This window comes from Collimonas rhizosphaerae, from assembly GCF_038896935.1.
Taxonomy (GTDB): domain Bacteria; phylum Pseudomonadota; class Gammaproteobacteria; order Burkholderiales; family Burkholderiaceae_D; genus Collimonas; species Collimonas rhizosphaerae.
The window spans coordinates 191,121-213,643 of the sequence record NZ_JBANDC010000009.1 but is presented as its reverse complement, the minus strand read 5'-3'; the positions used below and the strand labels follow the sequence as shown (position 1 = coordinate 213,643).

23 protein-coding genes are annotated in these 22,523 nt (G+C 60.3%); 21 read left to right on the top strand and 2 right to left on the bottom strand.

Features of this window, described 5'->3' with window-relative positions:
- Positions 1-425: 425 nt before the first annotated feature.
- From rplM to erpA, 6 genes are all read left to right on the top strand, one after another.
- Positions 426-854 carry a 50S ribosomal protein L13 gene (rplM, locus tag V8G57_RS14990; protein ID WP_061944550.1) on the top strand — a complete coding sequence of 143 codons (429 nt, stop codon included), beginning with the start codon at positions 426-428 and terminating at the stop codon, positions 852-854.
- 9 nt (positions 855-863) lie between these two features.
- Entirely contained in the window at positions 864-1,256 is a 393-nt protein-coding gene (gene rpsI / locus V8G57_RS14985) for a 30S ribosomal protein S9 (RefSeq protein ID WP_061534642.1), read from the top strand.
- Between the two features lie 299 nt (positions 1,257-1,555).
- The gene (gene argC / locus V8G57_RS14980; RefSeq protein WP_342830042.1) at positions 1,556-2,593 is read left to right on the top strand and encodes an N-acetyl-gamma-glutamyl-phosphate reductase; all 1,038 of its coding nucleotides are present in this window, start codon (positions 1,556-1,558) and stop codon (positions 2,591-2,593) included.
- Positions 2,594-2,668: 75 nt separating this feature from the next.
- Positions 2,669-3,376 carry a DUF6776 family protein gene (locus tag V8G57_RS14975; protein ID WP_092397107.1) on the top strand — a complete coding sequence of 236 codons (708 nt, stop codon included), beginning with the start codon at positions 2,669-2,671 and terminating at the stop codon, positions 3,374-3,376.
- A gap of 12 nt (positions 3,377-3,388) precedes the next feature.
- Positions 3,389-3,784, top strand: coding sequence for a bactofilin family protein (locus V8G57_RS14970; RefSeq protein ID WP_092397105.1), 396 nt, complete (start codon positions 3,389-3,391; stop codon positions 3,782-3,784).
- Between the two features lie 74 nt (positions 3,785-3,858).
- Entirely contained in the window at positions 3,859-4,221 is a 363-nt protein-coding gene (gene erpA, locus V8G57_RS14965) for an iron-sulfur cluster insertion protein ErpA (protein WP_014007938.1), read from the top strand.
- Positions 4,222-4,343: 122 nt separating this feature from the next.
- Here erpA and V8G57_RS14960 read toward each other — a convergent pair whose 3' ends face one another.
- Positions 4,344-5,501, bottom strand: coding sequence for an anhydro-N-acetylmuramic acid kinase (locus V8G57_RS14960; protein ID WP_342830041.1), 1,158 nt, complete (start codon positions 5,499-5,501; stop codon positions 4,344-4,346).
- Between the two features lie 95 nt (positions 5,502-5,596).
- Positions 5,597-7,000: a peptidoglycan DD-metalloendopeptidase family protein gene (locus V8G57_RS14955; protein ID WP_342830040.1), complete on the bottom strand. Its 1,404-nt coding sequence runs from the start codon at positions 6,998-7,000 to the stop codon at positions 5,597-5,599.
- 241 nt (positions 7,001-7,241) lie between these two features.
- Here V8G57_RS14955 and tyrS point away from each other — a divergent pair, with 241 nt between their 5' ends.
- The 15 genes from tyrS to V8G57_RS14880 all read left to right on the top strand — a co-directional run bounded on the left by tyrS (position 7,242) and on the right by V8G57_RS14880 (position 22,523).
- On the top strand, positions 7,242-8,513 hold the full coding sequence (gene tyrS / locus V8G57_RS14950; protein ID WP_425458279.1) for a tyrosine--tRNA ligase: 1,272 nt from the start codon (positions 7,242-7,244) through the stop codon (positions 8,511-8,513).
- Entirely contained in the window at positions 8,510-8,968 is a 459-nt protein-coding gene (gene dtd / locus V8G57_RS14945; protein WP_144739440.1) for a D-aminoacyl-tRNA deacylase, read from the top strand. The genes tyrS and dtd overlap by 4 nt, the downstream gene beginning before the upstream one ends.
- Positions 8,969-9,012: 44 nt before the next feature.
- Positions 9,013-9,648: a YbhB/YbcL family Raf kinase inhibitor-like protein gene (locus tag V8G57_RS14940; RefSeq protein WP_342830039.1), complete on the top strand. Its 636-nt coding sequence runs from the start codon at positions 9,013-9,015 to the stop codon at positions 9,646-9,648.
- Between the two features lie 22 nt (positions 9,649-9,670).
- On the top strand, positions 9,671-10,330 hold the full coding sequence (locus V8G57_RS14935; RefSeq protein WP_342830038.1) for a histidine phosphatase family protein: 660 nt from the start codon (positions 9,671-9,673) through the stop codon (positions 10,328-10,330).
- Between the two features lie 175 nt (positions 10,331-10,505).
- On the top strand, positions 10,506-11,612 hold the full coding sequence (locus V8G57_RS14930) for a GGDEF domain-containing protein (RefSeq protein ID WP_342830037.1): 1,107 nt from the start codon (positions 10,506-10,508) through the stop codon (positions 11,610-11,612).
- 84 nt (positions 11,613-11,696) lie between these two features.
- Entirely contained in the window at positions 11,697-12,713 is a 1,017-nt protein-coding gene (gene dusB / locus V8G57_RS14925) for a tRNA dihydrouridine synthase DusB (protein WP_092397090.1), read from the top strand.
- A gap of 112 nt (positions 12,714-12,825) precedes the next feature.
- The gene (locus V8G57_RS14920; protein ID WP_014007929.1) at positions 12,826-13,059 is read left to right on the top strand and encodes a Fis family transcriptional regulator; all 234 of its coding nucleotides are present in this window, start codon (positions 12,826-12,828) and stop codon (positions 13,057-13,059) included.
- A 117-nt stretch (positions 13,060-13,176) separates the two neighbouring features.
- The gene (gene purH / locus V8G57_RS14915; protein WP_092397088.1) at positions 13,177-14,742 is read left to right on the top strand and encodes a bifunctional phosphoribosylaminoimidazolecarboxamide formyltransferase/IMP cyclohydrolase; all 1,566 of its coding nucleotides are present in this window, start codon (positions 13,177-13,179) and stop codon (positions 14,740-14,742) included.
- A 329-nt stretch (positions 14,743-15,071) separates the two neighbouring features.
- Positions 15,072-15,614: a crossover junction endodeoxyribonuclease RuvC gene (gene ruvC / locus V8G57_RS14910; protein ID WP_092397086.1), complete on the top strand. Its 543-nt coding sequence runs from the start codon at positions 15,072-15,074 to the stop codon at positions 15,612-15,614.
- Between the two features lie 489 nt (positions 15,615-16,103).
- Positions 16,104-16,532, top strand: a complete 429-nt coding sequence (gene mraZ, locus V8G57_RS14905) for a division/cell wall cluster transcriptional repressor MraZ (RefSeq protein WP_061534628.1) — start codon at positions 16,104-16,106, stop codon at positions 16,530-16,532.
- 10 nt (positions 16,533-16,542) lie between these two features.
- Positions 16,543-17,511, top strand: a complete 969-nt coding sequence (gene rsmH, locus V8G57_RS14900) for a 16S rRNA (cytosine(1402)-N(4))-methyltransferase RsmH (protein WP_092397084.1) — start codon at positions 16,543-16,545, stop codon at positions 17,509-17,511.
- Positions 17,508-17,780, top strand: a complete 273-nt coding sequence (gene ftsL / locus V8G57_RS14895; RefSeq protein ID WP_092397082.1) for a cell division protein FtsL — start codon at positions 17,508-17,510, stop codon at positions 17,778-17,780. The genes rsmH and ftsL overlap by 4 nt, the downstream gene beginning before the upstream one ends.
- Entirely contained in the window at positions 17,777-19,558 is a 1,782-nt protein-coding gene (locus V8G57_RS14890; protein ID WP_342830036.1) for a peptidoglycan D,D-transpeptidase FtsI family protein, read from the top strand. Before ftsL ends, V8G57_RS14890 begins: the two co-directional genes overlap by 4 nt.
- On the top strand, positions 19,555-21,120 hold the full coding sequence (locus V8G57_RS14885) for a UDP-N-acetylmuramoyl-L-alanyl-D-glutamate--2,6-diaminopimelate ligase (protein WP_342830035.1): 1,566 nt from the start codon (positions 19,555-19,557) through the stop codon (positions 21,118-21,120). Before V8G57_RS14890 ends, V8G57_RS14885 begins: the two co-directional genes overlap by 4 nt.
- A complete protein-coding gene (locus V8G57_RS14880) occupies positions 21,117-22,523 on the top strand; it encodes a UDP-N-acetylmuramoyl-tripeptide--D-alanyl-D-alanine ligase (protein WP_342830034.1) in 1,407 nt (468 codons plus the stop codon). The genes V8G57_RS14885 and V8G57_RS14880 overlap by 4 nt, the downstream gene beginning before the upstream one ends.

Below are 22,523 nucleotides of genomic sequence, written 5' to 3'. Positions count from 1 at the left end.
GCCATGTTTTTGGATGAGCCCGCGATTCTTTACCTTGCGATGCACCATTCTGTTTGCTAAGATCAATCTAACGGTTGCGGAATTGATTTCCGGCAATTGACGCCATGTCTCCTCCACCCTCCACAGGAGTGGATTTAAACCCGATGCCCAAGTGCGCAGTTCGGGTTTTCTTTTATCCGCAAGAGCGGCAGCCGGCGCATCGGCAAGCTTATTTACAACATCGCATAGCGCAAACGGCGATTTTTTTCAATCAATTTGACGCCAAGTCCTTGAAAAGGCTATAATTTACGGCTTTTCCGTTTGCTCAGGAAAAGATAACAAGGAAGAGTCTGTCGCTGACGCAGGACGAAGCCCCGGTCTAAAAGCCGGTTTTCGATAGCGGCGGAACCACCATTTGAGCGAATTAAACTAGTTAGGAAGTCAACATGAAAACTTTTTCCGCTAAGGGCCATGAAGTCCAGCGTGATTGGTTCGTGATTGACGCGACGGACAAAGTCCTCGGACGTGTTGCCAGCGAAGTGGCACTCCGACTGCGCGGCAAACACAAACCGGAATTTACTCCGCACGTTGATACCGGCGATTTCATCGTCGTCATCAATGCAGGCAAACTGCGCGTCACTGGCGCCAAGGCAACCGACAAGACGTACTTCCGTCACTCCGGTTACCCAGGCGGCATCTACGAAACAAATTTCCAGAAAATGCAACAGCGTTTTCCAGGTCGTGCGCTGGAAAAAGCGGTCAAGGGCATGCTGCCTAAGGGTCCGCTTGGCTACGCCATGATCAAGAAGCTCAAAGTGTACGCAGATGGCACCCATCCGCACACTGCGCAGCAACCTAAAGCACTTGAACTCTAAGGAATAGACATGATCGGTAACTACAATTACGGAACCGGCCGTCGCAAGAGTGCAGTGGCTCGCGTCTTCATCAAGTCCGGCTCCGGCCAGATCGTCGTCAACGGCAAGCCAGCGAATGAATACTTTTCGCGCGAAACCGGCCTGATGGTGATTCGCCAGCCACTGGAACTGACCAACCATGTCGAAACTTTCGACATCAAGGTCAATGTCAGCGGCGGCGGTGAATCCGGCCAGGCTGGCGCAGTTCGCCACGGCATCACTCGTGCACTGATCGACTACGATGCAACTTTGAAATCGGAGCTGTCCAAAGCCGGCTTCGTTACACGTGATGCACGTGAAGTTGAGCGTAAGAAGGTCGGTCTGCGCAAGGCACGCCGCGCAAAACAATTCTCCAAGCGCTAATCTACGCTTTCAGAATATCGAAAAGCCGCCAGGTTTGCGCCTGGCGGCTTTTTGCCATTTGCCGGGTCGTTTGTTGCGCTCTTTATCAAAAGGTAACATTGGGAAAAGCACTGCAGCGCCTGTGCCTTCAAGGAATTTCCGATTTCAATGTTAAGCCTCCTCAACGATTCATTGGCTGATAAAATAGCCAGCTCTTGGCGGCAATTTACCCAAGGCACCGGGTCCAACATCGTACGGTTTCCATATCGGGTTTGAAAAACCGGATTGGAAAGATGTACAGCTCCATGCAAGGAAAAGAAATGATCAAAGTCGGGATTGTGGGTGGTACGGGTTACACCGGAGTGGAGCTGCTGCGTTTGCTGGCAAGCCATCCGCATGCGCAATTGCAGGCGGTGACTTCGCGCAAGGAAGACGGCATGCCGATCGCCGACATGTATCCGTCCTTGCGCGGCCGCGTCGCGCTGGCGTTTTCTGCGCCGGAAAAAGCCAAGCTGACCGAGTGCGACGTGGTGTTTTTCGCCACCCCGCACGGCGTCGCCATGGCGCAGACGCCTGAATTGCTGGCCGCCGGCGTCAAGGTGATCGACCTGGCCGCCGATTTCCGCCTGCAGGACACCGCGGTGTTCGAGAAATGGTACAAGATGCCGCACAGCTGTCCCGAGCTGCTGAAGGAAGCCGTGTACGGCTTGCCGGAACTGAACCGCGCCGCCATCAAGGAAGCGCGCATCATCGGCAATCCCGGCTGTTATCCGACCACCATGCAGCTCGGCCTGGCGCCGTTGCTGAAGGCTGGCGTGGTGGATGCTTCGCACCTGATCGCCGATTGCAAGTCGGGCGTATCCGGCGCCGGCCGCAAGGCTGAAATCGGCTTGCTGTTCTCGGAAGCCAGCGACAATTTCAAGGCCTACGGCGTATCCGGCCACCGGCATTCACCGGAAACGCTGGAGCAGCTCGGCAAGCTGACCGATCAGAAAGTCGGCCTGTTGTTTACACCGCACCTGGTGCCGATGATTCGCGGCATGCATTCCACCATCTACGCGCGCCTGACCAAGGATATCGACAATGCGGCCCTGCAGGCGCTGTTTGAAGATGCGTACAAGGATGAGCCGTTTGTCGACGTGATGCCGTTCGGCTCGCACCCCGAGACCCGCTCCACCCGTGCGTCGAACATGTTGCGGATCGCCTTGCACCGCCCGGACAACGGCGACACCGTGGTGGTGCTGGTGGTGCAGGACAACCTGGTCAAGGGCTCGGCCGGCCAGGCCGTGCAATGCATGAACCTGATGTTCGGCCTTGAAGAGACCACCGGGCTGCTGCATGTGCCGGTCATGCCATGATCGCAGTGTTTCGTTTGTATCCGTCCCTGAACGACCGGGCCGGCAGCGATGAAGTATAAATTGTGGGTTCGGCGCATGTCGATTTCGGCGCCGAAAATGACGGTGAAGAGCCATTACCCGTGGCCGCTGAAAGCGCTTTTCCTGGTGCTGGTGCTCGGCTTCGGCGGCGCGGTCGCGATGTGGATATATGACCTCGGGCGCGATTTTACCGGCCATAGTCCGATGGTCAGCAAACAGCAGCTGGCGGACCTGAATGAAAAAGTGAACGCCTTGACGGCAGAGCGCGACCGTTTCTCGAGCACCGTCAATGCGGCCGAAAGCCGGCTCAATATCGAGAAAGCGGCGCAAGAGCAGCTGGGCCAGCAGATCAAGGTGCTGGAAACCCAGAATGCGAAGCTGAAAGAAGACCTGGCGTTTTTCGAGGGCCTGTTGCCGAATGCAACCGGCAGCCAGGGCATCACGATCCAGCGCCTGACCGCAGAGCTGTTGACGCCGACGCAATTGCGTTACCGGATGTTGATCATGCAGGGCGGGAAGGGTGCCAATTTTGTTGGAAATGTGCAACTATTGGTGACCGCGACAGTGGCAGGCAAAAGCACGGTGCTGATTTTCCCCGGCGCCAACGCCACGGCGGCAGAAAAGACCGCCTCGCAGCTGGATTTCAAGTACTACCAGCGCGTCGAGGCTGAACTGACTTTGCCGGAAGGCGCCGTGGTCAAGGCGATTCAGGCGAAGGTCATGGAAAAGGGCCAGATGCGGGCGCAGCAAACCTCTAATTTGTAAAAAGGAAACATCATGTTCAACCGTAAAGCAAAGAGCACTATCGATAGCTTGATTGGCTCGTCGACCAGCATCGAGGGCGATGTCCGTTTCAAGGGCGGTCTGCGCATCGACGGCAATGTGAAGGGCAATGTAGTGGCCGAGGCTGGCGAAACCAGCGTCCTGGTGATTTCCGAGAGCGCCAAGGTGGAAGGCGACGTGCGGGTCGCCCATCTGGTGGTCAACGGCGAGATCTGCGGCAATGTCTACTCCGCCGAACTGCTTGAATTGCAGCCGAAAGCCCGCATAACCGGTGATGTCAATTACAAGGCGCTGGAAATGCATAGCGGCGCGCTGGTAAGCGGCAAACTGACCCATGAACAGAATGTGGCCGAGCCGGTGCTGAAGCTTGCCATGTCGCAATCTGCCTAGATTTGGGCATTGCCTGCATGAATCCGGGCAAGCGCCTATAATGCAGTATTGTATGTCCCCCGCAGGAGCCAAAAATGAATGCTGTCGCTGAAATTCAAGATGTAGTCGCATCTCCGATCGTGTTTACCGATAGCGCCGCCGCCAAGGTTGCGCAACTGATCGAAGAAGAAGGCAATCCAGACCTCAAATTGCGCGTTTTCGTGCAGGGTGGCGGTTGCTCCGGTTTCCAGTATGGATTCACCTTCGATGAAATCGTCAACGAAGACGACACCACCATGAGCAAGAACGGTGTGCAGCTGTTGATCGATTCGATGAGCTATCAATACCTGGTCGGCGCTGAAATCGACTACAAGGACGACCTGGAAGGCGCGCAATTCGTGATCAAGAATCCGAATGCGACGACCACCTGCGGCTGCGGCTCTTCTTTCTCAGCCTGATTAAATAATCACGCAGTCCCGATACGCGGCTCTTGAGAAAAAGGACGCCGAGGAGAAATCCTCGGGCGTCCTTTTTTTATTGCATGGCGCTGATGGTTGATTGCGCTCCCGGCGGGATCCCGTCAGGCGGGATACAGCGCCCCCAGGATCCGTAAATCGCGCGCTCCGGTCACCAGCGGCAGGTTGCCAGGCCGGCGCTGGTCGAAACGCAGCGCCAGCCAGGCGAAAGCAACCGCTTCGACGTGGTTGGGAGCAATGCCGAGCGCCTCGGTGGATTGCACGGCTGCCGCCAAATGGTGCTTTTGCAGCGCTTGCGCCAGCTGTTGCATCAGGTACGGGTTGTAGGCGCCGCCACCGCAGACATACACGGTTTGCGCTGCCGGCGCATGCTGTGCGATCGCATCGGCGATGGTGGTGGCGGTCAGCACTGCCAGCGTTGCCTGCACGTCAGCGGGGGCAAGCTGCGGCAAGCTGGCGAGGTGGCGCGCCAGCCAGGCATCGTGGAACAGGTCGCGCCCAGTGCTTTTGGGCGGCGCGGCGGCAAAATAGTCTTCCTTGCGCATGGCGTCGAGCAAGGCCGGCGCCGGCTGCCCGCTGGCCGCCCACAAACCGTTCTCATCGTAATCCTTGCCGTGATGGCGCTTGATCCATAAATCCATCAGGACGTTGCCTGGCCCGGTATCGAAGCCGATGACGTCGCGGCTTTGGCCCGGCGTTGCATGGTGATGCAGCACGCTGATATTGGCGATGCCGCCGATATTCACCACCACCCGGGTTTGCGCCGGATCGGCGAAGACAGCCTGGTGGAACGCCGGCACCAGCGGTGCGCCCTGGCCGCCGGCGGCGATGTCGCGGCTGCGGAAATCGGCGATGACGTCGATCCCGGTCAGTTCGGCCAGCAGCGCCGGGTTGTTGGCCTGGCGCGTGAAGCCCAATTCGGGCCGATGCCTGATGGTCTGGCCATGGACGCCGATGGCGCGGATCTGGTCTGGCCGCAAACCGGCATCCGCCAGCAAGCGCTCGACGCAAGCCGCATAGTGCGAACTCAAGGTATTGGCGACCAGCGCTTCGCGTTCGATTTCATTCTGGCCGGCGGTTTGCAGCGCCATCAGTTCGGCGCGCAGCGAGGCCGAAAACGGCATGTAGGCCGATGCCAGCGTGGCCACCGGATGCTGCGCCGGGGCGCTGGGAAATGCCGCGATGACGCCATCGACGCCGTCCAGGCTGGTGCCGGACATCAGGCCGATGAACAGGCTGCTATGGATAGTTGTAGGGGGCATAATAAAACCGTTGTGAGATCAGCTGATTTTACTAGCGACTCGACAACGGTTCTAAATTAATTCCAAAGTCAGCAAGGCCAAGGCTCGCCGAGCATTTATTTCGATGCCAGTTTGGCGGCCGGCAAGGGCGCTGCTTCGCTGCCGCTCAACAGCGTAAAACGATGGGTGATATCGGCCGCGACCGTCTTGAAGCGCTCGAGCTCGGCGCCGGCCAGCGGGCTGGCGGTAGGCACCACCACCGACATCGGGTCGCGCGGCTCGTTGGCAACGCGGAACTCGTAGTGCAGGTGCGGGCCGGTAGCCCAGCCGGTCATGCCGACATAGCCGATGACGTCGCCCTGGCTGACCTTGCCGCCTTTGCGCGAGGTTGGCGCAAAGCGGCTCATGTGCGCATACACCGTTGAGTATTTGCTATCGTGCTTGATGATGACCACATTGCCGTAGCCGCTTTCAACGCCGGCAAAGTCGATCACGCCGTCAGCAGTGGCATGGATAGGCGTACCCGCGGCGGCAGCGAAGTCGACCCCGGTGTGCTTTTTCCATTTCCCCAGGATCGGATGCACGCGCATCGAGAAACCGGAAGAAATGCGGGTAAAGGTCAGCGGCGATTTCAGGAAAGCCTTTTTCAGCGACTTGCCGTCGAAACCGTAGTAGCCGCCCTGGCCGCTGCCGGGCTCGTCAAACCACACTGCCTGGAACGGCTTGCCGCCATTCACGAATTCGCCGGCCAGGATGCGGCCGGCGCGCAGGAACTGGCCGTTTTGCCAGAATGTTTCATAGGCGACATTGAAGTGGTCGCCGCGCTTCAGGTCGGAAGCGAAATTGATGTTGGTGCCGAACATGGCGACGATTTGCGAAGCCACGCTGTCTGGGATATCGGCGGCGTCGGTGGCGGCGAACAGCGAGGAGCGGATCACGCCGGTATGCATTTCGACGCGCCGCTCAAGCGCGGCGGTTTCTTCCGTCACGGTGAATTTATCGCCGTCGCGCTGGATCAGCAGGTTGGTGGGGGTATTATCGTCGCGGCCGTCGACGAGGGTTGCGCGCAGCATCTGCAGCACGCCGTCGTTGCTGGTCTGCGCCTGCACCGAGGTGCCGGCCTTGAGGCGCAGCATGGCGCGTGCGCGGCTGTCCGACTTGATGAAATTGCTGGCCTCGTCGTCGTCCACGCCGAGCCGCGTCAGCAAAGCCGCCAAGGTGTCGCCAGCGCGCATTTTGTCTTCGGCAACATAAAGTTGTTGCTGAGCTTCAAGTTTTGCGATCTGCTCGCTGAGGCTGGGCAATTCCAGTTCGGCGGAAATCGCCCGCACCGAGACTTCGTCGGGATCCGTTGGCAGCGGAGCAACACCGGCTGCGCCAAACGCAATCAGGGTCAGCACCACGGCGGAAGCGGAGACGATACGGGTTTTACGCGAGGAATCAGTAAACAACGCGGGTATCTGCTTGAAAAACGGCTTGATACTGGACCGCAAGTTGATGATTTTATCTTTGAGAGACATGCAATACGTTAAAATTTGCCGTTTGCTACCGATTCTTGTGTTGTTGTTTGTTTGATTGAACGACTTGCGGCGGGTTAAAAGGATCAGGGATTATACCTTAGGGTACCTTGTGCGACTGTAGGAATGGTCCGATTTATGGTAACCCTTTGTATTCGTTTCCCTTTACATCCGCAATTTCCGTTCCGTGCAGGCAGAGGCGCAGCTTTTCAGATTTCATTTTCGCTGGATTTTTATTTCCCATATGGCTCACGATTCCCACAACGCATCACCGAAGGCAGCCGCTGCTGTTGAAAACACCCCCCTGGTCCTGTCGGACCGGACCCAGGAGGCGCTGGCGATCACCAAACGCGGCGTCGACGAACTGCTGATCGAGAGCGACTTTGCGCGCAAGCTGCAGCGTTCCGAACAGAGCGGCAAGCCGCTGCGCATCAAGCTGGGCCTGGACCCGACCGCGCCCGACCTGCACCTTGGCCACACGGTGGTGCTGAACAAGATGCGGCAGCTGCAGGACCTCGGCCACAACGTGATTTTCCTGATCGGCGACTTTACCTCGATGATCGGCGATCCGTCCGGGCGCAATGCGACGCGGCCGCCGCTGACCCGCGAACAGATCGAGGAAAACGCCAAGACCTATTTTGCCCAGGCCAGCCTGGTGCTGGACCCGGCGCGCACTGAAATCCGCTACAACTCGGAATGGTCGGACAAGCTCGGCGCGCGCGGCATGATCCAGCTGTCGGCCAAATACACGGTGGCGCGGATTCTTGAACGTGAAGACTTCACCAAGCGTTTCAAGGCCGGTACGCCGATTTCGGTGCATGAACTGCTGTACCCGCTGATGCAGGGCTACGATTCGGTGGCGCTGGAGTCGGACCTGGAACTGGGCGGCACCGACCAGAAATTCAACCTGCTGGTCGGCCGCGAGCTGCAGAAGGATTACGGCCAGGAGCCGCAATGCATCCTGACCATGCCTTTGCTGGAAGGACTGGACGGCGTCGAGAAGATGTCCAAGTCCAAGGGCAACTACATCGGCATCACGGAGCCGGCCAACACCATGTTCGCCAAGGTGATGAGCATTTCCGACGTCATGATGTGGCGTTATTACGAGCTGCTGTCGTTCAAGTCGCTGGCGCAGATCGCCGGCGACAAGGCGCAGGTCGAAGGCGGCCAGAATCCGCGCGACATCAAGGTGGCGCTGGCGCAGGAAATCGTGGCGCGCTTCCATAACCAGCAGGCGGCGGAAGACGCCTTGAGCGATTTCAATAACCGCGCCAAGGGCGGCATCCCGGACGACATTCCCGAGTTGACCCTGAGCGGTGCGCCGCTGGGCATCGGCCAGTTGCTGAAACAGGCCAATCTCTGCCCGTCGACCTCGGAAGCGCTGCGCATGGTGGAGCAGGGCGGCGTGCGGATCGATGGCGCCGTGGTCAGCGACAAGGGTTTGAAAGTCGAGGCTGCGACCTTCGTGATACAGGTCGGCAAGCGCAAGTTCGCCCGGGTCAACCTGACGGCATGATCGGCCTGCTGCAACGGGTCAGCCACGCCAGCGTGGTGGTGGACGGCGCCACGGTCGGCGCTATCGAGGGCGGCCTGATGGTCTTGCTGTGCGCCGAGCGCGGCGACCGCGAAAAGGAAGCCGATGCGCTGCTGGCCAAGCTGCTGGCGTATCGCGTGTTCGCCGACGACGCCGGCAAGATGAACCGCAGCCTGAGCGACATCGGCGGCGGCCTGCTGCTGGTGCCGCAATTTACGCTGGCGGCGGACACCCAGTCAGGAACCCGGCCCTCGTTCACGCCGGCGGCGGCGCCGGAAGACGGCCGCCGCCTGTTCGACTATTTCGTCGGCCAGGCGGCAAGCCGGCACAAGCAGGTCGCGACCGGCCGTTTTGGCGCCGACATGAAAGTGTCTTTGACCAATGATGGTCCGGTGACTTTCTGGCTGCAGGTAAAACCGCCGGCCGCCAAAGCGTAAACCGTTTTTGCTGTAGCCTGACAACTTTACGACAGGAGCTTATCGTGAACCTCTGGAGCCATTCTTTCAACGACGGTGCATATATTCCCGGCGAATTTGCTTTCGCGGTGGTGCATCCCGAGACCCATGTCACGCTGTCCGCCAACCATAACCCGCACCTGGGCTGGGGCGAACCGCCGGCCGGCACGAAATCGCTGGTGCTTATCTGCCACGATCCCGATGTGCCGTCGCGCGGCGACGACGTCAACCAGGACGGCAAGATCGTGCCGGCCGACCTGCCGCGCGTCGATTTTTTCCACTGGGTGCTGGTCGATCTGCCGCCGCATGCGACTTCGATAGAAGCCGGAACCTTCAGCGATCGCGTCATCTCGCGCGGCAAGCCCGGCCCGGAAATCTATGGCAGCCCGATCCCTGGCGCGCGCCACGGCCTGAACGATTACACCGGCTGGTTTGCCGGCGATGCGGCGATGGGCGGCGATTATTTCGGCTACGACGGCCCATGCCCGCCATGGAACGACGAGACCGTGCACCGCTATTTCTTTACACTGTATGCCCTGGACATCGCGCGCTTGCCGGTAGACGGCAAATTCACCGGGCCGCAGGCGCTGGCCGCCATGCGCGGACACATCCTGGCCGAGACATCCATCGTCTGCCTGTACACCCTGAATCCCGCCTTGTAAGCAGCAATCCTGCAGGAAGCCCATGCCAACCACCGAAATCCTGCTGATACGCCACGGCGAAACCGACTGGAACCTTGAGCGCCGCCTGCAAGGCCATCTGGATATCCCGCTCAATCCGGCAGGCCGGCGCCAGGCGCTGGCATTGGCGCGCAGCCTGGATGGCCTCGCCCTGGACGCTATTTTTTGCAGCGACCTGCAGCGCGCGCAACAAACCGCGGCGCCCTTGGCCGAGGCGCGCGGCATGGCCCTGCGCCTCGAAACCGGATTGCGCGAGCGTTGCTACGGCGCGCTGGAAGGCTTGCGTTATCCGGAAGCGGCCGAACGTTTTCCTGATGCCTACGCGGCGTTGATGGCGCGCGATATCGATGTCCGTTATCCGGCCGGCCAGTACGTGGCGGAAACCATGCGCGAATTCTACGCAAGGGTGGCGGCGGTCCTGCCGGCATTGCTGGCGGCGGGTGATCTGCGTCAGATCGCGATAGTGACCCATGGCGGCGTACTCGACTGCATATACCGTCTTGCCCACCAGCTGCCGCTGGAGCAGGCGCGCAGTTGCGATATATTCAACGCCAGCATCAACCGCCTGAGCTGGAATCCCGAATGGCCGCAGCCATTGCGGGTGGACGGCTGGGGCGACGTGGCGCACCTGGACGCCTTGTCGCTGGACGAAATCGATCAATGAGCCCGGCTTGCCGCGCCAATGCAGCCAGTGTTTTGCCGCTTATGTTGGGCTTCGGCGGCAAGTCCCGAAAATCGCTATAAATCTGTATAAGCTCTTGCAAAAACAGTTGCGATAAAAGCAGCGTGCTTGTGCTAATCTTGCTGACAAGAATTAAAACAACAGCGGGACCGCCAGCATGAAACTTAACCTCTTTCCCTCCTGGACTCAGCGTGCCGCTGAGCCTGAACCGTTGGTCGAAGCGGCCGCGGGGAAACAGAGCGCGCCCGCTGCGCCGGCGCTGAACGATGAGCAGCTGGCGCTGGTCGGCGTATTGCACCAGCTGCTGCAAACCTTGCCCCAAGCCTATAGCGGCCGTGAAAGCGTGAAGCGGCTGTGCCAGATGATCCTGCCTGCCAGTCCGCGTATCCGGCTGGTGTGGGTGGGATTCTGCCAGGACGATTCGGAAGCGACCATCAAGCCGGCGGCGATTGTCGGTCCGGCGCGGGGCGAGTCGGATCATTGGCAGCTGGCCAAGGATTGTTTTGACTACGTGGCGCCGTTTGCCCAGGTCGCCGATTGGGAGGCCGGCCACGACAGTGACTTCCATGCGCTCTTTACACCCTGGCAAGCGCACCCTGAGCACTGCTCCGCCAAGGCCGCGCTGGCCATACCGCTGCGTTCGGAAAAAGCCCGCATGCACGGCATGATGGTGTTTTACGCCGATAGCGAGGATTATTTTTCAGAAACCGGGTTTGCTTCGTTCCAGGCTTTCGGCCATGTGTGCGAAGTGATCTGGAAGCAATCCAATTTGTCGCACCTGCTCACGCGCCAGGTGCAGCTTGATTCGCTGACCGGCCTGCTGACACGGCGCCGCATCGTGCATGTCTATGAGGAAGCGGTAGCCGCCACCGCCGTCGATGAGTCGCCGCTGTCGATCCTGTATTGCCAGCTGGACGATTTCCACAAGATCAACGACCTGTACGGCTGGGCGGTAGCCGACAATATCCTGGCGGCATTCGCCAAGGATACCGGCGCCCAGCTGCGCAAGACCGACAGCGGCGGCCGCTGGAACGCCACCGAATTCCTGTATGTGTTGCCGGCGACCGACACCGTCGATGCCGACAACCTCGCCGAGACTTTTCTCGGCCATTTCAAGCACCATCCGGTGAACATCGAAAACTGGTCGATCCGGCTCGCGCTGTCGATAGGAGTGGCCACTTACGGCGCCGACGGCCGCGGCCTGGATGAACTGATCCATTACGCCACCCAGCACCTGCGCAGCTCCGCCGAAGACGAACTTTGATTGTGCAAAACCCCGCTTGCTTCGGCAATCGGGATAAAATGACGCCTTTCCCTTTCGATTTCATCCCGAGTCAGCGACGCCGCCGTGAATATTGGCCCTTATTTCCTTCGTAACAACGTCTTTGTGGCGCCCATGGCGGGCGTCACGGACAGACCGTTCCGGCAGCTCTGCAAAGAGCTGGGCGCCGGCTATGCGGTGTCGGAAATGGCCGCCTCCAATCCGCGCCTGTGGCAGACCGAGAAGACTTCGCGCCGCATCAACCACGACGGCGAGATGGAGCCGCGGGCGGTGCAGATCGCCGGCGCCGATCCGCTGATGCTGGCGGAGTGCGCAAAATACAATGTCGACCACGGTGCGCAAATCATCGACATCAACATGGGATGCCCGGTCAAGAAAGTGTGCAACAGCTGGTGCGGTTCGGCTTTATTGCAGGATGAGCAACTGGTGGCACGGATACTGGAAGCGGTGGTGGGCGCGGTCGACGTCCCGGTTACGTTGAAATTCCGCACCGGCTGGGACCGTCTCAACAAGAACGCCTTGCGTATCGCGCGGCTGGCGCAAGCCAGCGGCATCGCCATGCTGACCTTGCACGGCCGTACCCGCGCTGACGGTTATAGCGGCGACGCCGAATACCAGACCATTGCCGCAGTCAAGGCAGCGGTCACGATCCCGGTAGTGGCCAACGGCGACATCACGACGCCCGAAAAAGCACGGCAAGTGCTGGAGTACACCAAGGCCGACGCCATCATGGTGGGGCGGGCGGCGCAGGGCCGGCCATGGATTTTCCGCGAGATCGAGCACTATCTGCGCACCGGGGAATATTTGCCGGCGCCGCTGGTGACGGAAGTGCAACAGCTGATGGATGAACATCTGCGTGCGCATTATGGATTTTATGGCGACTACTTGGGGGTGCGTACCGCCCGCAAGCATATCGGCTGGTATGTGCGCGATTTGCCTGGTGGAGAGGCATTCCGGCAACGCATGAACCTGCTGGAAGATTGCGGCCAGCAGCTGGCCGCAGTAAATAGCTTCTTCGAATCGCAGTTTGCGTTTGGGGAGCGGTTACAATACGGGGTGGCCGAGCAGATGCTGGCGGCCTGAATCAGATCAACAAGAAACAGGACCAGGATTTCCCCCAGCAAGGCGGGCATGACGCCGTCGACGGAACGCTGATGGAATGCCGAAATCCTGAAAAAAAGAATAGTAAAAAAGAATGAGCAAAGAAAGTATCCAAGACGTGGTGAAGCAAAGCCTTGAAAAATATTTCAAGGACCTGGGCGAGCAGCCACCGTCGAACGTGTATGACATGGTGATTTCCACGGTTGAAAAACCGGTGCTGGAAGCCGTGATTGCGCGCGCCGAAGGCAACCAGTCGCATGCAGCCGAAATGCTAGGCATCAATCGCAACACCCTGCGCAAGAAATTGCAGCAGCACGGTCTTTTGTAACAGGCAGTTCCAAGGATCCGCGGCGCCAAGCCAGGACCGACAGCAGGCCGCAGTTCTCGCCGAGACAGGCACCAGGGCTGTATTTATCCGTTTCCCTTCCCTTCCAGAGTTTCCATCATGATTAAACAAGCCCTCATTTCCGTATCCGATAAAACCGGGATACTTGATTTCGCAAAAGAGCTGTCGGCGTTGGGTGTGAACATTCTGTCGACGGGCGGCACCGCCAAGCTGCTGGCCGACAACGGCATCAAGGTGACTGAAGTGGCGGATTACACCGGTTTCCCGGAAATGCTCGACGGCCGCGTCAAGACCCTGCATCCGAAAGTGCATGGCGGCATCCTGGCCCGCCGTGATTTCCCCGAGCATGTCGCGGCCCTGGCGCAGCACCAGATTCCGGTGATCGACATGGTGGTGGTCAATCTCTACCCGTTCCAGCAGACCATCGCCAAGGAGCAGTGCTCGCTGGAAGACGCGATCGAGAATATCGATATCGGCGGCCCTGCCATGCTGCGTTCGTCGGCCAAGAACCATAAGGATGTGATCGTGCTGTGCGATCCCAGCGATTACGCCGGCGTGCTGGCCGAGCTCAAGGCGCACGACGGCGAAGTCGGCTACGGCACCAAATTTGCGCTGGCGAAGAAGGTGTTTGCCCATACCGCCCAATACGACGGCGCCATCACCAACTATTTCACTTCGCTGGGCGAAGACAAGCAGCACACTACCCGCAGCGCCTATCCGGCGACGTTGAACCTGCATTTCGAAAAGGTGCAGGAAATGCGTTACGGCGAAAACCCGCACCAGTCGGCGGCGTTTTACCGCGATACCCGCCATGTTGAAGGCGCGCTGGCCAACTACAGGCAGTTGCAGGGTAAAGAGCTGTCCTACAACAATATCGCCGACGCCGATGCGGCGTGGGAATGCGTCAAGACTTTCAACGAAACCGCCTGCGTCATCATCAAGCACGCCAATCCCTGCGGCGTCGCCATCGGCAACAATCCGCTGGAAGCGTATAGCAAGGCGCTGCAAACCGATCCGACTTCAGCCTTTGGCGGCATCATCGCCTTCAACCAGGAACTCGACGGCAATGCCGCCGAAGCCGTCGCCAAGCAGTTCGTCGAAGTCATCATCGCGCCGTCCTTCACGGAACAGGCGAAGCAGGTTTTTGCCGCCAAGCAGAATGTACGCTTGCTGGAAATCCCGCTAGCGCACGCTATCAACCTGCATGATTTCAAGCGGGTCGGCGGCGGCCTGCTGGTGCAATCACCGGATGCGCGCAACGTCGCCCTGAGCGAACTCAAGGTGGTAAGCAAGAAGCAGCCGACCCAGCAACAGCTGCAGGACCTGATGTTTGCCTGGCGCGTCGCCAAGTTCGTCAAGTCGAACGCCATCGTGTTTTGCGGCAATGGCATGACCTTGGGCGTCGGCGCCGGCCAGATGAGCCGGGTTGATTCCGCCCGCATTGCTTCGATCAAGGCGCAGAATGCCGGTTTGTCGCTGGTCGGTTCGGCGGTCGCCTCGGACGCGTTTTTCCCGTTCCGCGACGGCCTCGATGTCGTGGTCGACGCCGGCGCCACCTGCGTGGTGCAGCCAGGCGGTTCGATGCGCGACCAGGAAGTGATCGACGCCGCCGACGAACATGGCGTCGTCATGCTGCTCACCGGCACCCGCCACTTCCGTCACTAAGTAGCAGCGGCCGGCGCTTCGTGCTTGCCACGGCGAAGCGCTTCGGTCATTGTCTGGTTAGAGCTCATTTCATCAATATTCGTGAGATGCGTTCTTGCCAGAAGAGGCGCTGGCAAGGCGCGCGACGCGTCCGATAGCGGTGCTATCGGCAAGGAGCGCAACGCGGCCAGCGCCTCTTCTGGCAAGAACCCTTCGGGAACGGGCAATTTGGGCGTATTGCTGCGTTGCGCCGCTTGCCAAGGGAACCACCCTTGGCTGCGCGGCGCGCCTTGCACTACCTCCCAAATTGCCGCGTTCGCACTCACGAATATTGATGAAATGAGCTCTATATGAAAATCCTCGGTATCGACCCCGGTCTGCGGACCACCGGCTTTGGCGTCATCGACAAGCAGGGCAGCAAGCTCAGCTATATTGCGTCGGGCACCATCAAGACCCCGGATGCCGATCTGCCGCAACGCCTGAAGGTAATCCTGGCCAGCGTTTCGGAAGTCATCCGCACCTATGCGCCGGATTGCTCGGCGATCGAAAAAGTCTTCGTCAACGTCAATCCGCAATCGACGCTGCTGCTGGGGCAAGCCCGCGGCGCAGCGATTTGCGCCTTGGTCAGCGCGGATTTGCCGGTGGCTGAATATACCGCCTTGCAGATCAAGCAGGCGGTCGCCGGCCATGGCAAGGCGCAAAAGCAGCAGGTGCAGGACATGGTGCAGCGGCTGCTGCAGCTGCCGGGGTTGCCTGGCACCGATGCCGCCGATGCGCTGGCGGTGGCGATCTGCCACGCCCACAGCGGCGAGGCACTGGCGCATCTGAGTGCGCTGGCGCCGGGCCTGGCCAAGAAGGGCTTGCGGGTGCGCGGCGGCCGGCTGGTGGGTTAAGCCGCTGTCGTGGTCATCGCCGTTCCCGATTCTGGTGCATTGTTTGAAGCTGGTTCTTGTCGCTACAATAGGAATTAATTCTATTCCACCATCCGCAGCCGTTTATCCCGCGCTATCAAGCCGCCTACTCCTCGCTTTATCTGCGATTTGTCTCATTTTGCGTATCGGAAGCTTCGTTCAATTGTGAACCTTTGTTTCCGCAAAATTACGGCAAACACATGTGTATATCTGAGAGCTGACATTTACATATAGCGCTAAGTCCTTCATTTATTTAGTAATTCAAAATAAGGGCACTCTCGGCCGATTGTGAGATACCAGCGCTAAGTCATTGACTTTACTCGGATATCTTGCAATTGCAGGCAGCTAAATGGCTTGACCTAGAATAGTGCATCCTCTAAAGTGGGTGGAAGTGTGGAAAAGTGTTTTTTTGTGGGGCATTTTTACTTGCTGCCAGAGAATTTTTTCAAGATTGATTAAGGAGCGTGTGCGGTGTTTCAGGGGGCGTCAGCATTAAATCTCGATGCGAAAGGGCGGATGGCAGTGCCGTCCAAGCATCGTGACGCGCTCACCGTTCAGTGCGAGGGGCGCTTGACGCTTACCAAACACCCGCATGGCTGCCTGCTGCTGTTTCCCCGTCCGACCTGGGAGAGCCACCGCGAACAGATCGCTGCGTGGCCGATGTCGGCGCGCGCCTGGCAGCGGATTTTCCTTGGCAACGCCTCCGACGTCGAGCTTGACTCCGCCGGCCGGATCCTGGTGGCGCCGGAGCTGCGTTCGGCCGTCGGCCTGACGCGCGAGGTGATGCTGCTGGGCATGGGAAGCCATTTCGAGATTTGGGATGCGGCCAAGCTGGCTGAGAGCGAGTCGCAAGCAGTTGCGGCTGGCATGCCCGAAGTGTTAAGCAATTTTTCGTTCTGACGGGCCGGCCATGAGTGAACCAGTGGTGCCCGAGTTCCAGCACCGCACCGTGTTATTGGATGAGGCTGTCAGTGCGTTGGCGATCGTCGGTGCGCGCGCGGACGGCATCTATGTCGACGGTACTTTCGGCCGTGGCGGCCACAGCCGCAAGATTTTGCAGAGCCTGGGGCCGCGCGGCCGCCTGATCGCTTTCGACAAGGATCCGCAGGCCATCGCTACCGCGGCCGAGATTGCCGATCCGCGTTTCGAGATCGTGCACGACAGCTTTGCGACGATGGCGCAGGCATTGCAGGAAAGAGGCATACAACAAGTCGACGGAGTGTTGCTGGACCTGGGCATCTCGTCGCCGCAGGTGGACGACGCCAGCCGCGGATTCAGTTTCCGCGCCGACGGCCCGCTCGACATGCGCATGGATACGACGCGCGGCATGTCGGCAGCAGCCTGGCTGGCAGTCGCAGATGAACAAACAATCGGAAAGGTGGTACGTGATTATGGGGAAGAACGGTTTGCTGTTCAGATTGCAAAGGCGATTGTTGCTAGCCGGACAGTCCAGCCCATTACTGGCACACGACAGCTTGCCCAGATCGTGGCAAACGCCGTCAAGACCCGCGAGAAAGGCAAAGACCCGGCCACTCGCACCTTTCAGGCTATACGGATTTTCATCAATCAAGAGCTTGAAGAACTCGAGATAGTACTGGATCAGGCATTTCGGCAGATGGCCCAGCAAGGGAGATTAGTCGTGATCAGCTTTCATTCGCTGGAAGATCGGATCGTCAAGCAGTTCATGGCTTCCAAAGCCAGGCTGCCGCAGCCCGACCGTCGCCTGCCGATTCGCGCGGTCGACCTGCCGCAGCCGGAATTGAAGCTGGTGGCCAGGATCAAGCCGTCCGATACCGAAGTCGCCGACAATCCGCGCGCGCGCTCCGCCATCATGCGGGTCGGTGAACGCCTGGCTGCACCTGCCGGAGTCCAGCCGTGAGCGGGCGCCTCAATTTTGTCCTGGCCCTGGCGCTGGTGCTATGCGCATTGGCGCTGGTCAACGCCCAGTACCAGGCGCGCCAGCTGTTCATTGAACTGGAGCGGACCGCCAGCCAGTCGCGCCAGCTGGACATCGAATGGGCTCAATTGCAGCTTGACCAGTCGACGCTGGGCAAGAACGCCAGGATCGAAGCCAGCGCCACGCGCGACCTGAACATGGTGCCGTTGACTGCTGCCCGCACCCAATACCTGACGGTGGGGGAAAAATGACGCGTAATCCCCCGCGCAGCTCGCACACAGGACGCATTGCCGCCGGCAAGGGAGTGCCGTTTTCGGCCAGCCCCATGCTCAAGGTCAAGCTGCCGGTATGGCGCTCGCGGGTAGTCTTGTTCGCCATGTTTGCGGCCTTCCTGGCGCTGATCGTGCGCGCTCTGTGGCTGCAAGGCATTTCCACCGATTTCCTGCAAAAGCAAGGCGCTTCGCGCTATGCGCGCACCCTGGAGCTGCCGGCCACGCGCGGCAAGATCACCGACCGCAACGGCCAGGTGCTGGCGTCGTCGGTGCCGGTCAAGGCGATCTGGGCGATTCCCGAAGATGTGCAGGCCGCGCCGAAAGAAAAGCTGCAGGCATTGGCGAAACTGCTCGACATGAGCTACGCCGAACTCAGCAAGAAACTCGATTCCGACCGCAATTTCGTCTACCTCAAGCGCCAGGTAGAGCAAGACGTTTCCGACCAGATCGTCAAGCTTGGCATCGACGGCATCGAGACCCGCAAGGAATACAAGCGCTTCTATCCGGAAGGCGAGGTGATGGCGCACGTGGTCGGTTTTACCAATGTGGAAGACGCCGGTCAGGACGGCATGGAATTGTCGCAGCAGAAAAACCTCGCCGGCACGACCGGCAGCCGGCGCGTCATCAAGGACCGCCTGGGCCGCATTGTCGAGGATATCGAAGCGGTCAAGGAACCGCATGACGGCAAGGACCTGGTGCTGTCGATCGACAGCAAGATCCAGTACATCGCGTTTACTCAATTAAAAGAAGCCGTGGCCAAGAGCAAGGCCAAGGCTGGCGGCATCGTCGTGGTCGACGCCAAGACCGGCGAGGTGCTGGCGCTGGCCAACCTGCCCAGCTACAACCCGAATGACCGCTCGGTGCTGACCGGCGCGCAATTGCGCAACCGCGTGATGACCGACACCTTCGAGCCGGGCTCGACCCTGAAGCCGTTTACCGTGGCGCTCGCGCTCGACACCAACCGGGTGCAGGCCACCACCACCTTCCAGGTGCCCGACAAGATGACCATCGGCACCGCGACCGTGGGCGATTCCCATCCGCATCCGGTGTGGACCATGAGCGTTGCGCAGATCATCCAGAAATCCTCGAATATCGGCACCGCCAAGATCGCGCTGCAAATGCCGGCGGAGGAAATGTGGGAAATGTTCACCACGGTCGGCCTCGGCCAGCAGCCGAAATTCGGCTTCCCCGGCGCTGTCGCCGGCCGGGTGCGTCCTTTCAAGTCATGGCGGCCGATCGAGCAGGCCACCATGAGCTATGGCCATGGCATCTCGGTATCCCTGATCCAGATGGCGCACGCTTACACGATCTTTGCGCGCAACGGCGACCTGATCCCGCTGTCGTTCCAGAAAGTCAACGATCCTCCAGTCGGCCAGCGCGTGGTTTCTGAAAAGACCGCGCTCACCATGCGCGCCATGCTGGAGCGGGTCACCGCACCGGGCGGCACTGCGCCTAAAGCGCAAGTGCCGGGTTACCGCGTGGGCGGCAAAACCGGCACCGCCTACAAGATAGAAGGCGGCAAATATGTCAAAAAATATATCGCCGATTTCGTCGGTTTTGCACCGGCTTCCGACCCGCGCCTGATTATTGCGGTGATGGTGGACGAGCCTAGCGTCGGTTCGCATTTCGGCGGCGATGTGGCGGCACCGGTATTCGCGACGGTTGCGGCGAATGCCTTGCGGGCGCTGAACGTGTCGCCGGATTCCACCGTCACCGACATCATCATCCCGACCGACGGTCCGCAGGAGGGCTTGTGACGAAGCCTAAGCTACAGCAGTTGCCAGAAATCCAGCAATGGCTGGACAGCGTTGCCCCGGCAGGTGCGGAGCTGGTGTCGGACTCGCGCAAGGTGAAAGCCGGCGACGTGTTCTTTGCCTATCCGGGCGATGCCGCGGATGGCCGCGCCTATATTGCACAGGCGCTGGAAAACGGCGCCTGCGCGGTGTTGTACGAGAAAGAGAAATTTGCCTGGGACACAACCTGGCGCGCTCCGCATCGCGCAGTGAGCGGGCTCAAGCAGCTCAGCGGCGAGATCGCCCACGGTTATTACGGCCAGGCGGACCAGGGCATGCTGGTGGTGGCCGTCACCGGCACCAATGGCAAGACTTCGTGCAGCCAATGGCTGGGCCATGCGCTGTCGCACCTGGGCCAGGCTACCGGCGTGATCGGCACCCTGGGCACAGGGATCTATACACAAGGCGAGCGCGGCGAATTCGAGGAAACCGGCAACACCACGCCGGACGCGCTGCTGCTGCAGCAAACGCTCAACGGCATGCGGCGGCAAGGCGCGACCGCACTGGCGATCGAAGCATCGTCGATCGGCCTGGAGCAGGGACGCCTGAACGGCTTGCATGTCGACATCGCCCTGTTCACCAATTTCACGCGCGATCACCTGGACTACCACGGCGACGAGCAGCACTACGAAGCCGCCAAGCGCATGCTGTTCGACTGGCCCGGACTGCGGCACGCGGTGATCAATCTCGACGACGCCATGGGTTTGCGCCTGGTGAAACATCTGCAGCAGAAGCAACCGGCAATCCCGGTGATCGGTTACAGCTGCGAGGAACTGGCGGCGCCGACGGGTGTTCCTGCGGCCGGCGCTCCGGCGGCAGGCGCCCCGGTGCTGCGGGCCTCGGCGATCCGCACCAATGTCAATGGCACGGCGTTCCATGTCGATTCGCCTTTCGGTTCGGCGCAAGTCAAGACGCAGCTGGTGGGACAGTTCAATGTCAGCAATGCACTGGGCATCCTGGGCGTGTTGCTGGCAAAAGGCGTGGTCTGGGACGCCGCGCTGAATGCGATTGAACTGTTGGTTGCGGTGCCGGGTCGAATGCAGCAGTTCGGCGGCCAGGACGCGCCGCTGATAGTGATCGATTATGCACATACCCCTGATGCGCTGGAAAAAACCTTGAATACCTTGCGGCAAGTAACGCAGCAGCGCAACGGCGAGTTGTGGTGCGTATTCGGTTGCGGCGGCGATCGCGATCCCGGCAAGCGGCCGCAGATGGGCGCCGTGGCGGAACGCGCGGACCACGTCATCGTCACCAGCGACAATCCCCGCAGCGAAGAACCCGCCGTCATCATCAGCCAGATCCTGGCCGGGATGAAAGCGCCGCAGGCAGCGCAGGCGCTGGAAGATCGCGCTGCCGCGATTTTATGGGCGGTGCGGCATGCGGCCAAGGCCGATGTGGTCTTGCTGGCAGGCAAAGGACATGAGACTTACCAGGAAATAAAAGGAAAGAAATTGCCGTTTCTAGATGCCGACCATACCGCGCTGGCCCTGGCTGCGCGCGCCACGATGAAAGGCGGCAACATATGAAGACTTCATTGCAGCAATTGCAATCGTGGTTGGGATTGCCGCCGGCAAGCGCCGCCAGCCAGGTCGCGGTGAACGGCTTGTGCACCGACAGCCGTGCGGTGACGCCAGGTTCACTGTTTGTCGCCTTGCGCGGCGAGCGCTTCGACGCCCACGATTTCCTGGAACAGGTAGTGGCCCAGGGCGCCGCTGCAGTGGTGGTGGAGCGCGACCCAGGCACGCTGGCAGTGCCGGCGCTGGTGGTAAGCGATACCAGGGCCGCGCTGGGCAGGATAGGACAGTGCTGGCGGCAGCAATTCACGCTGCCCCTGATTGCCGTCACCGGCAGCAACGGCAAGACCACGGTAAAGGAAATGATTGCCGCGATCCTGGCCGCGGCTTTTGGCGTCGACAAGTCGCTGGCGACACGTGGCAATTTCAATAATGAGATTGGCGTGCCGCTGACCTTGCTGCGGCTTGACGCCGGCCACCAGGCCGCCGTGATCGAGCTGGGCATGAACCATCCTGGCGAAATTGCGTTGCTGACGGCATTGGCGGAGCCGACGGTGGGGCTGGTCAACAATGCTCAGCGCGAGCACCAGGAATTCATGGCCAGCGTGGCGGCGGTCGCCGAGGAAAACGGCAGCGTGATTCGCGGCCTGCCGGCCAGCGGCATCGCGGTGTTTCCGGCTGACGATCCCTATACCGGCCTGTGGCGCGGTTACGCCGCCGGCAAGGCCGGCAGCATCAGTTTCGGCCTCTCGCCTGATGCCGATGTCAGCTGCAGCTACGCCAGCGCGGCGCATGGTTTCGGCAGCGACCTGATCGTTACCTTCGCCACTGCGGGAGGTCCGCAAATATTTGCATTGCAGCTGGCTGCCGCCGGCGAACACAATGTGCGCAACGCGCTTGCCGCGATCGCCTGCACCTTGGCGATCGGCGTCGACGTCGCGGCGATCAAGCGCGGCCTGGAAACATTCGTGCCGGTCAGCGGCCGCCTGCAACGCAAGCTGGCGACAGTCGCCGGCTGCGCCGGGGCGCTGGTGATCGACGACACCTACAACGCCAACCCGGATTCAGTGCGGGCCGCCATCGATGTGCTGGCGCAGGCAGGCGCGCCGCGTCTGCTGGTGCTGGGCGACATGGGCGAAGTCGGCAACGAAGGCAGCAAGTTTCACCAGGAGATCGGCGCCTACGCGCAGCAGCGCGGCATCAGCCGGCTCTTCACCCTGGGCGAGCTGGCGGCTGACGCCAGCGCTGCCTTCGGTCCGCAAGCACAACACTTTAACGACATCGCAGCGTTGCTAGCCGCGCTCGATGCGACCATGACGCCGGACACCACGGTGCTGATCAAAGGGTCGCGTTTCATGAAAATGGAACGCGCTGTCCAGCACCTGGCCGGTACAACATCTGAGGGGATTCACTAA

Bases quoted from the DNA above. Each gene is read 5' to 3' on its own strand.
- rplM (WP_061944550.1), top strand. From the start codon at position 426: ATGAAAACTTTTTCCGCTAAGGGCCATGAAGTCCAGCGTGATTGGTTC.
- rpsI (WP_061534642.1), top strand. From the start codon at position 864: ATGATCGGTAACTACAATTACGGAACCGGCCGTCGCAAGAGTGCAGTG.
- argC (WP_342830042.1), top strand. From the start codon at position 1,556: ATGATCAAAGTCGGGATTGTGGGTGGTACGGGTTACACCGGAGTGGAG.
- V8G57_RS14975 (WP_092397107.1), top strand. From the start codon at position 2,669: ATGTCGATTTCGGCGCCGAAAATGACGGTGAAGAGCCATTACCCGTGG.
- V8G57_RS14970 (WP_092397105.1), top strand. From the start codon at position 3,389: ATGTTCAACCGTAAAGCAAAGAGCACTATCGATAGCTTGATTGGCTCG.
- erpA (WP_014007938.1), top strand. From the start codon at position 3,859: ATGAATGCTGTCGCTGAAATTCAAGATGTAGTCGCATCTCCGATCGTG.
- V8G57_RS14960 (WP_342830041.1), bottom strand. From the start codon at position 5,501: ATGCCCCCTACAACTATCCATAGCAGCCTGTTCATCGGCCTGATGTCC.
- V8G57_RS14955 (WP_342830040.1), bottom strand. From the start codon at position 7,000: ATGTCTCTCAAAGATAAAATCATCAACTTGCGGTCCAGTATCAAGCCG.
- tyrS (WP_425458279.1), top strand. From the start codon at position 7,242: ATGGCTCACGATTCCCACAACGCATCACCGAAGGCAGCCGCTGCTGTT.
- dtd (WP_144739440.1), top strand. From the start codon at position 8,510: ATGATCGGCCTGCTGCAACGGGTCAGCCACGCCAGCGTGGTGGTGGAC.
- V8G57_RS14935 (WP_342830038.1), top strand. From the start codon at position 9,671: ATGCCAACCACCGAAATCCTGCTGATACGCCACGGCGAAACCGACTGG.
- V8G57_RS14930 (WP_342830037.1), top strand. From the start codon at position 10,506: ATGAAACTTAACCTCTTTCCCTCCTGGACTCAGCGTGCCGCTGAGCCT.
- V8G57_RS14920 (WP_014007929.1), top strand. From the start codon at position 12,826: ATGAGCAAAGAAAGTATCCAAGACGTGGTGAAGCAAAGCCTTGAAAAA.
- purH (WP_092397088.1), top strand. From the start codon at position 13,177: ATGATTAAACAAGCCCTCATTTCCGTATCCGATAAAACCGGGATACTT.
- ruvC (WP_092397086.1), top strand. From the start codon at position 15,072: ATGAAAATCCTCGGTATCGACCCCGGTCTGCGGACCACCGGCTTTGGC.
- rsmH (WP_092397084.1), top strand. From the start codon at position 16,543: ATGAGTGAACCAGTGGTGCCCGAGTTCCAGCACCGCACCGTGTTATTG.
- V8G57_RS14890 (WP_342830036.1), top strand. From the start codon at position 17,777: ATGACGCGTAATCCCCCGCGCAGCTCGCACACAGGACGCATTGCCGCC.
- V8G57_RS14880 (WP_342830034.1), top strand. From the start codon at position 21,117: ATGAAGACTTCATTGCAGCAATTGCAATCGTGGTTGGGATTGCCGCCG.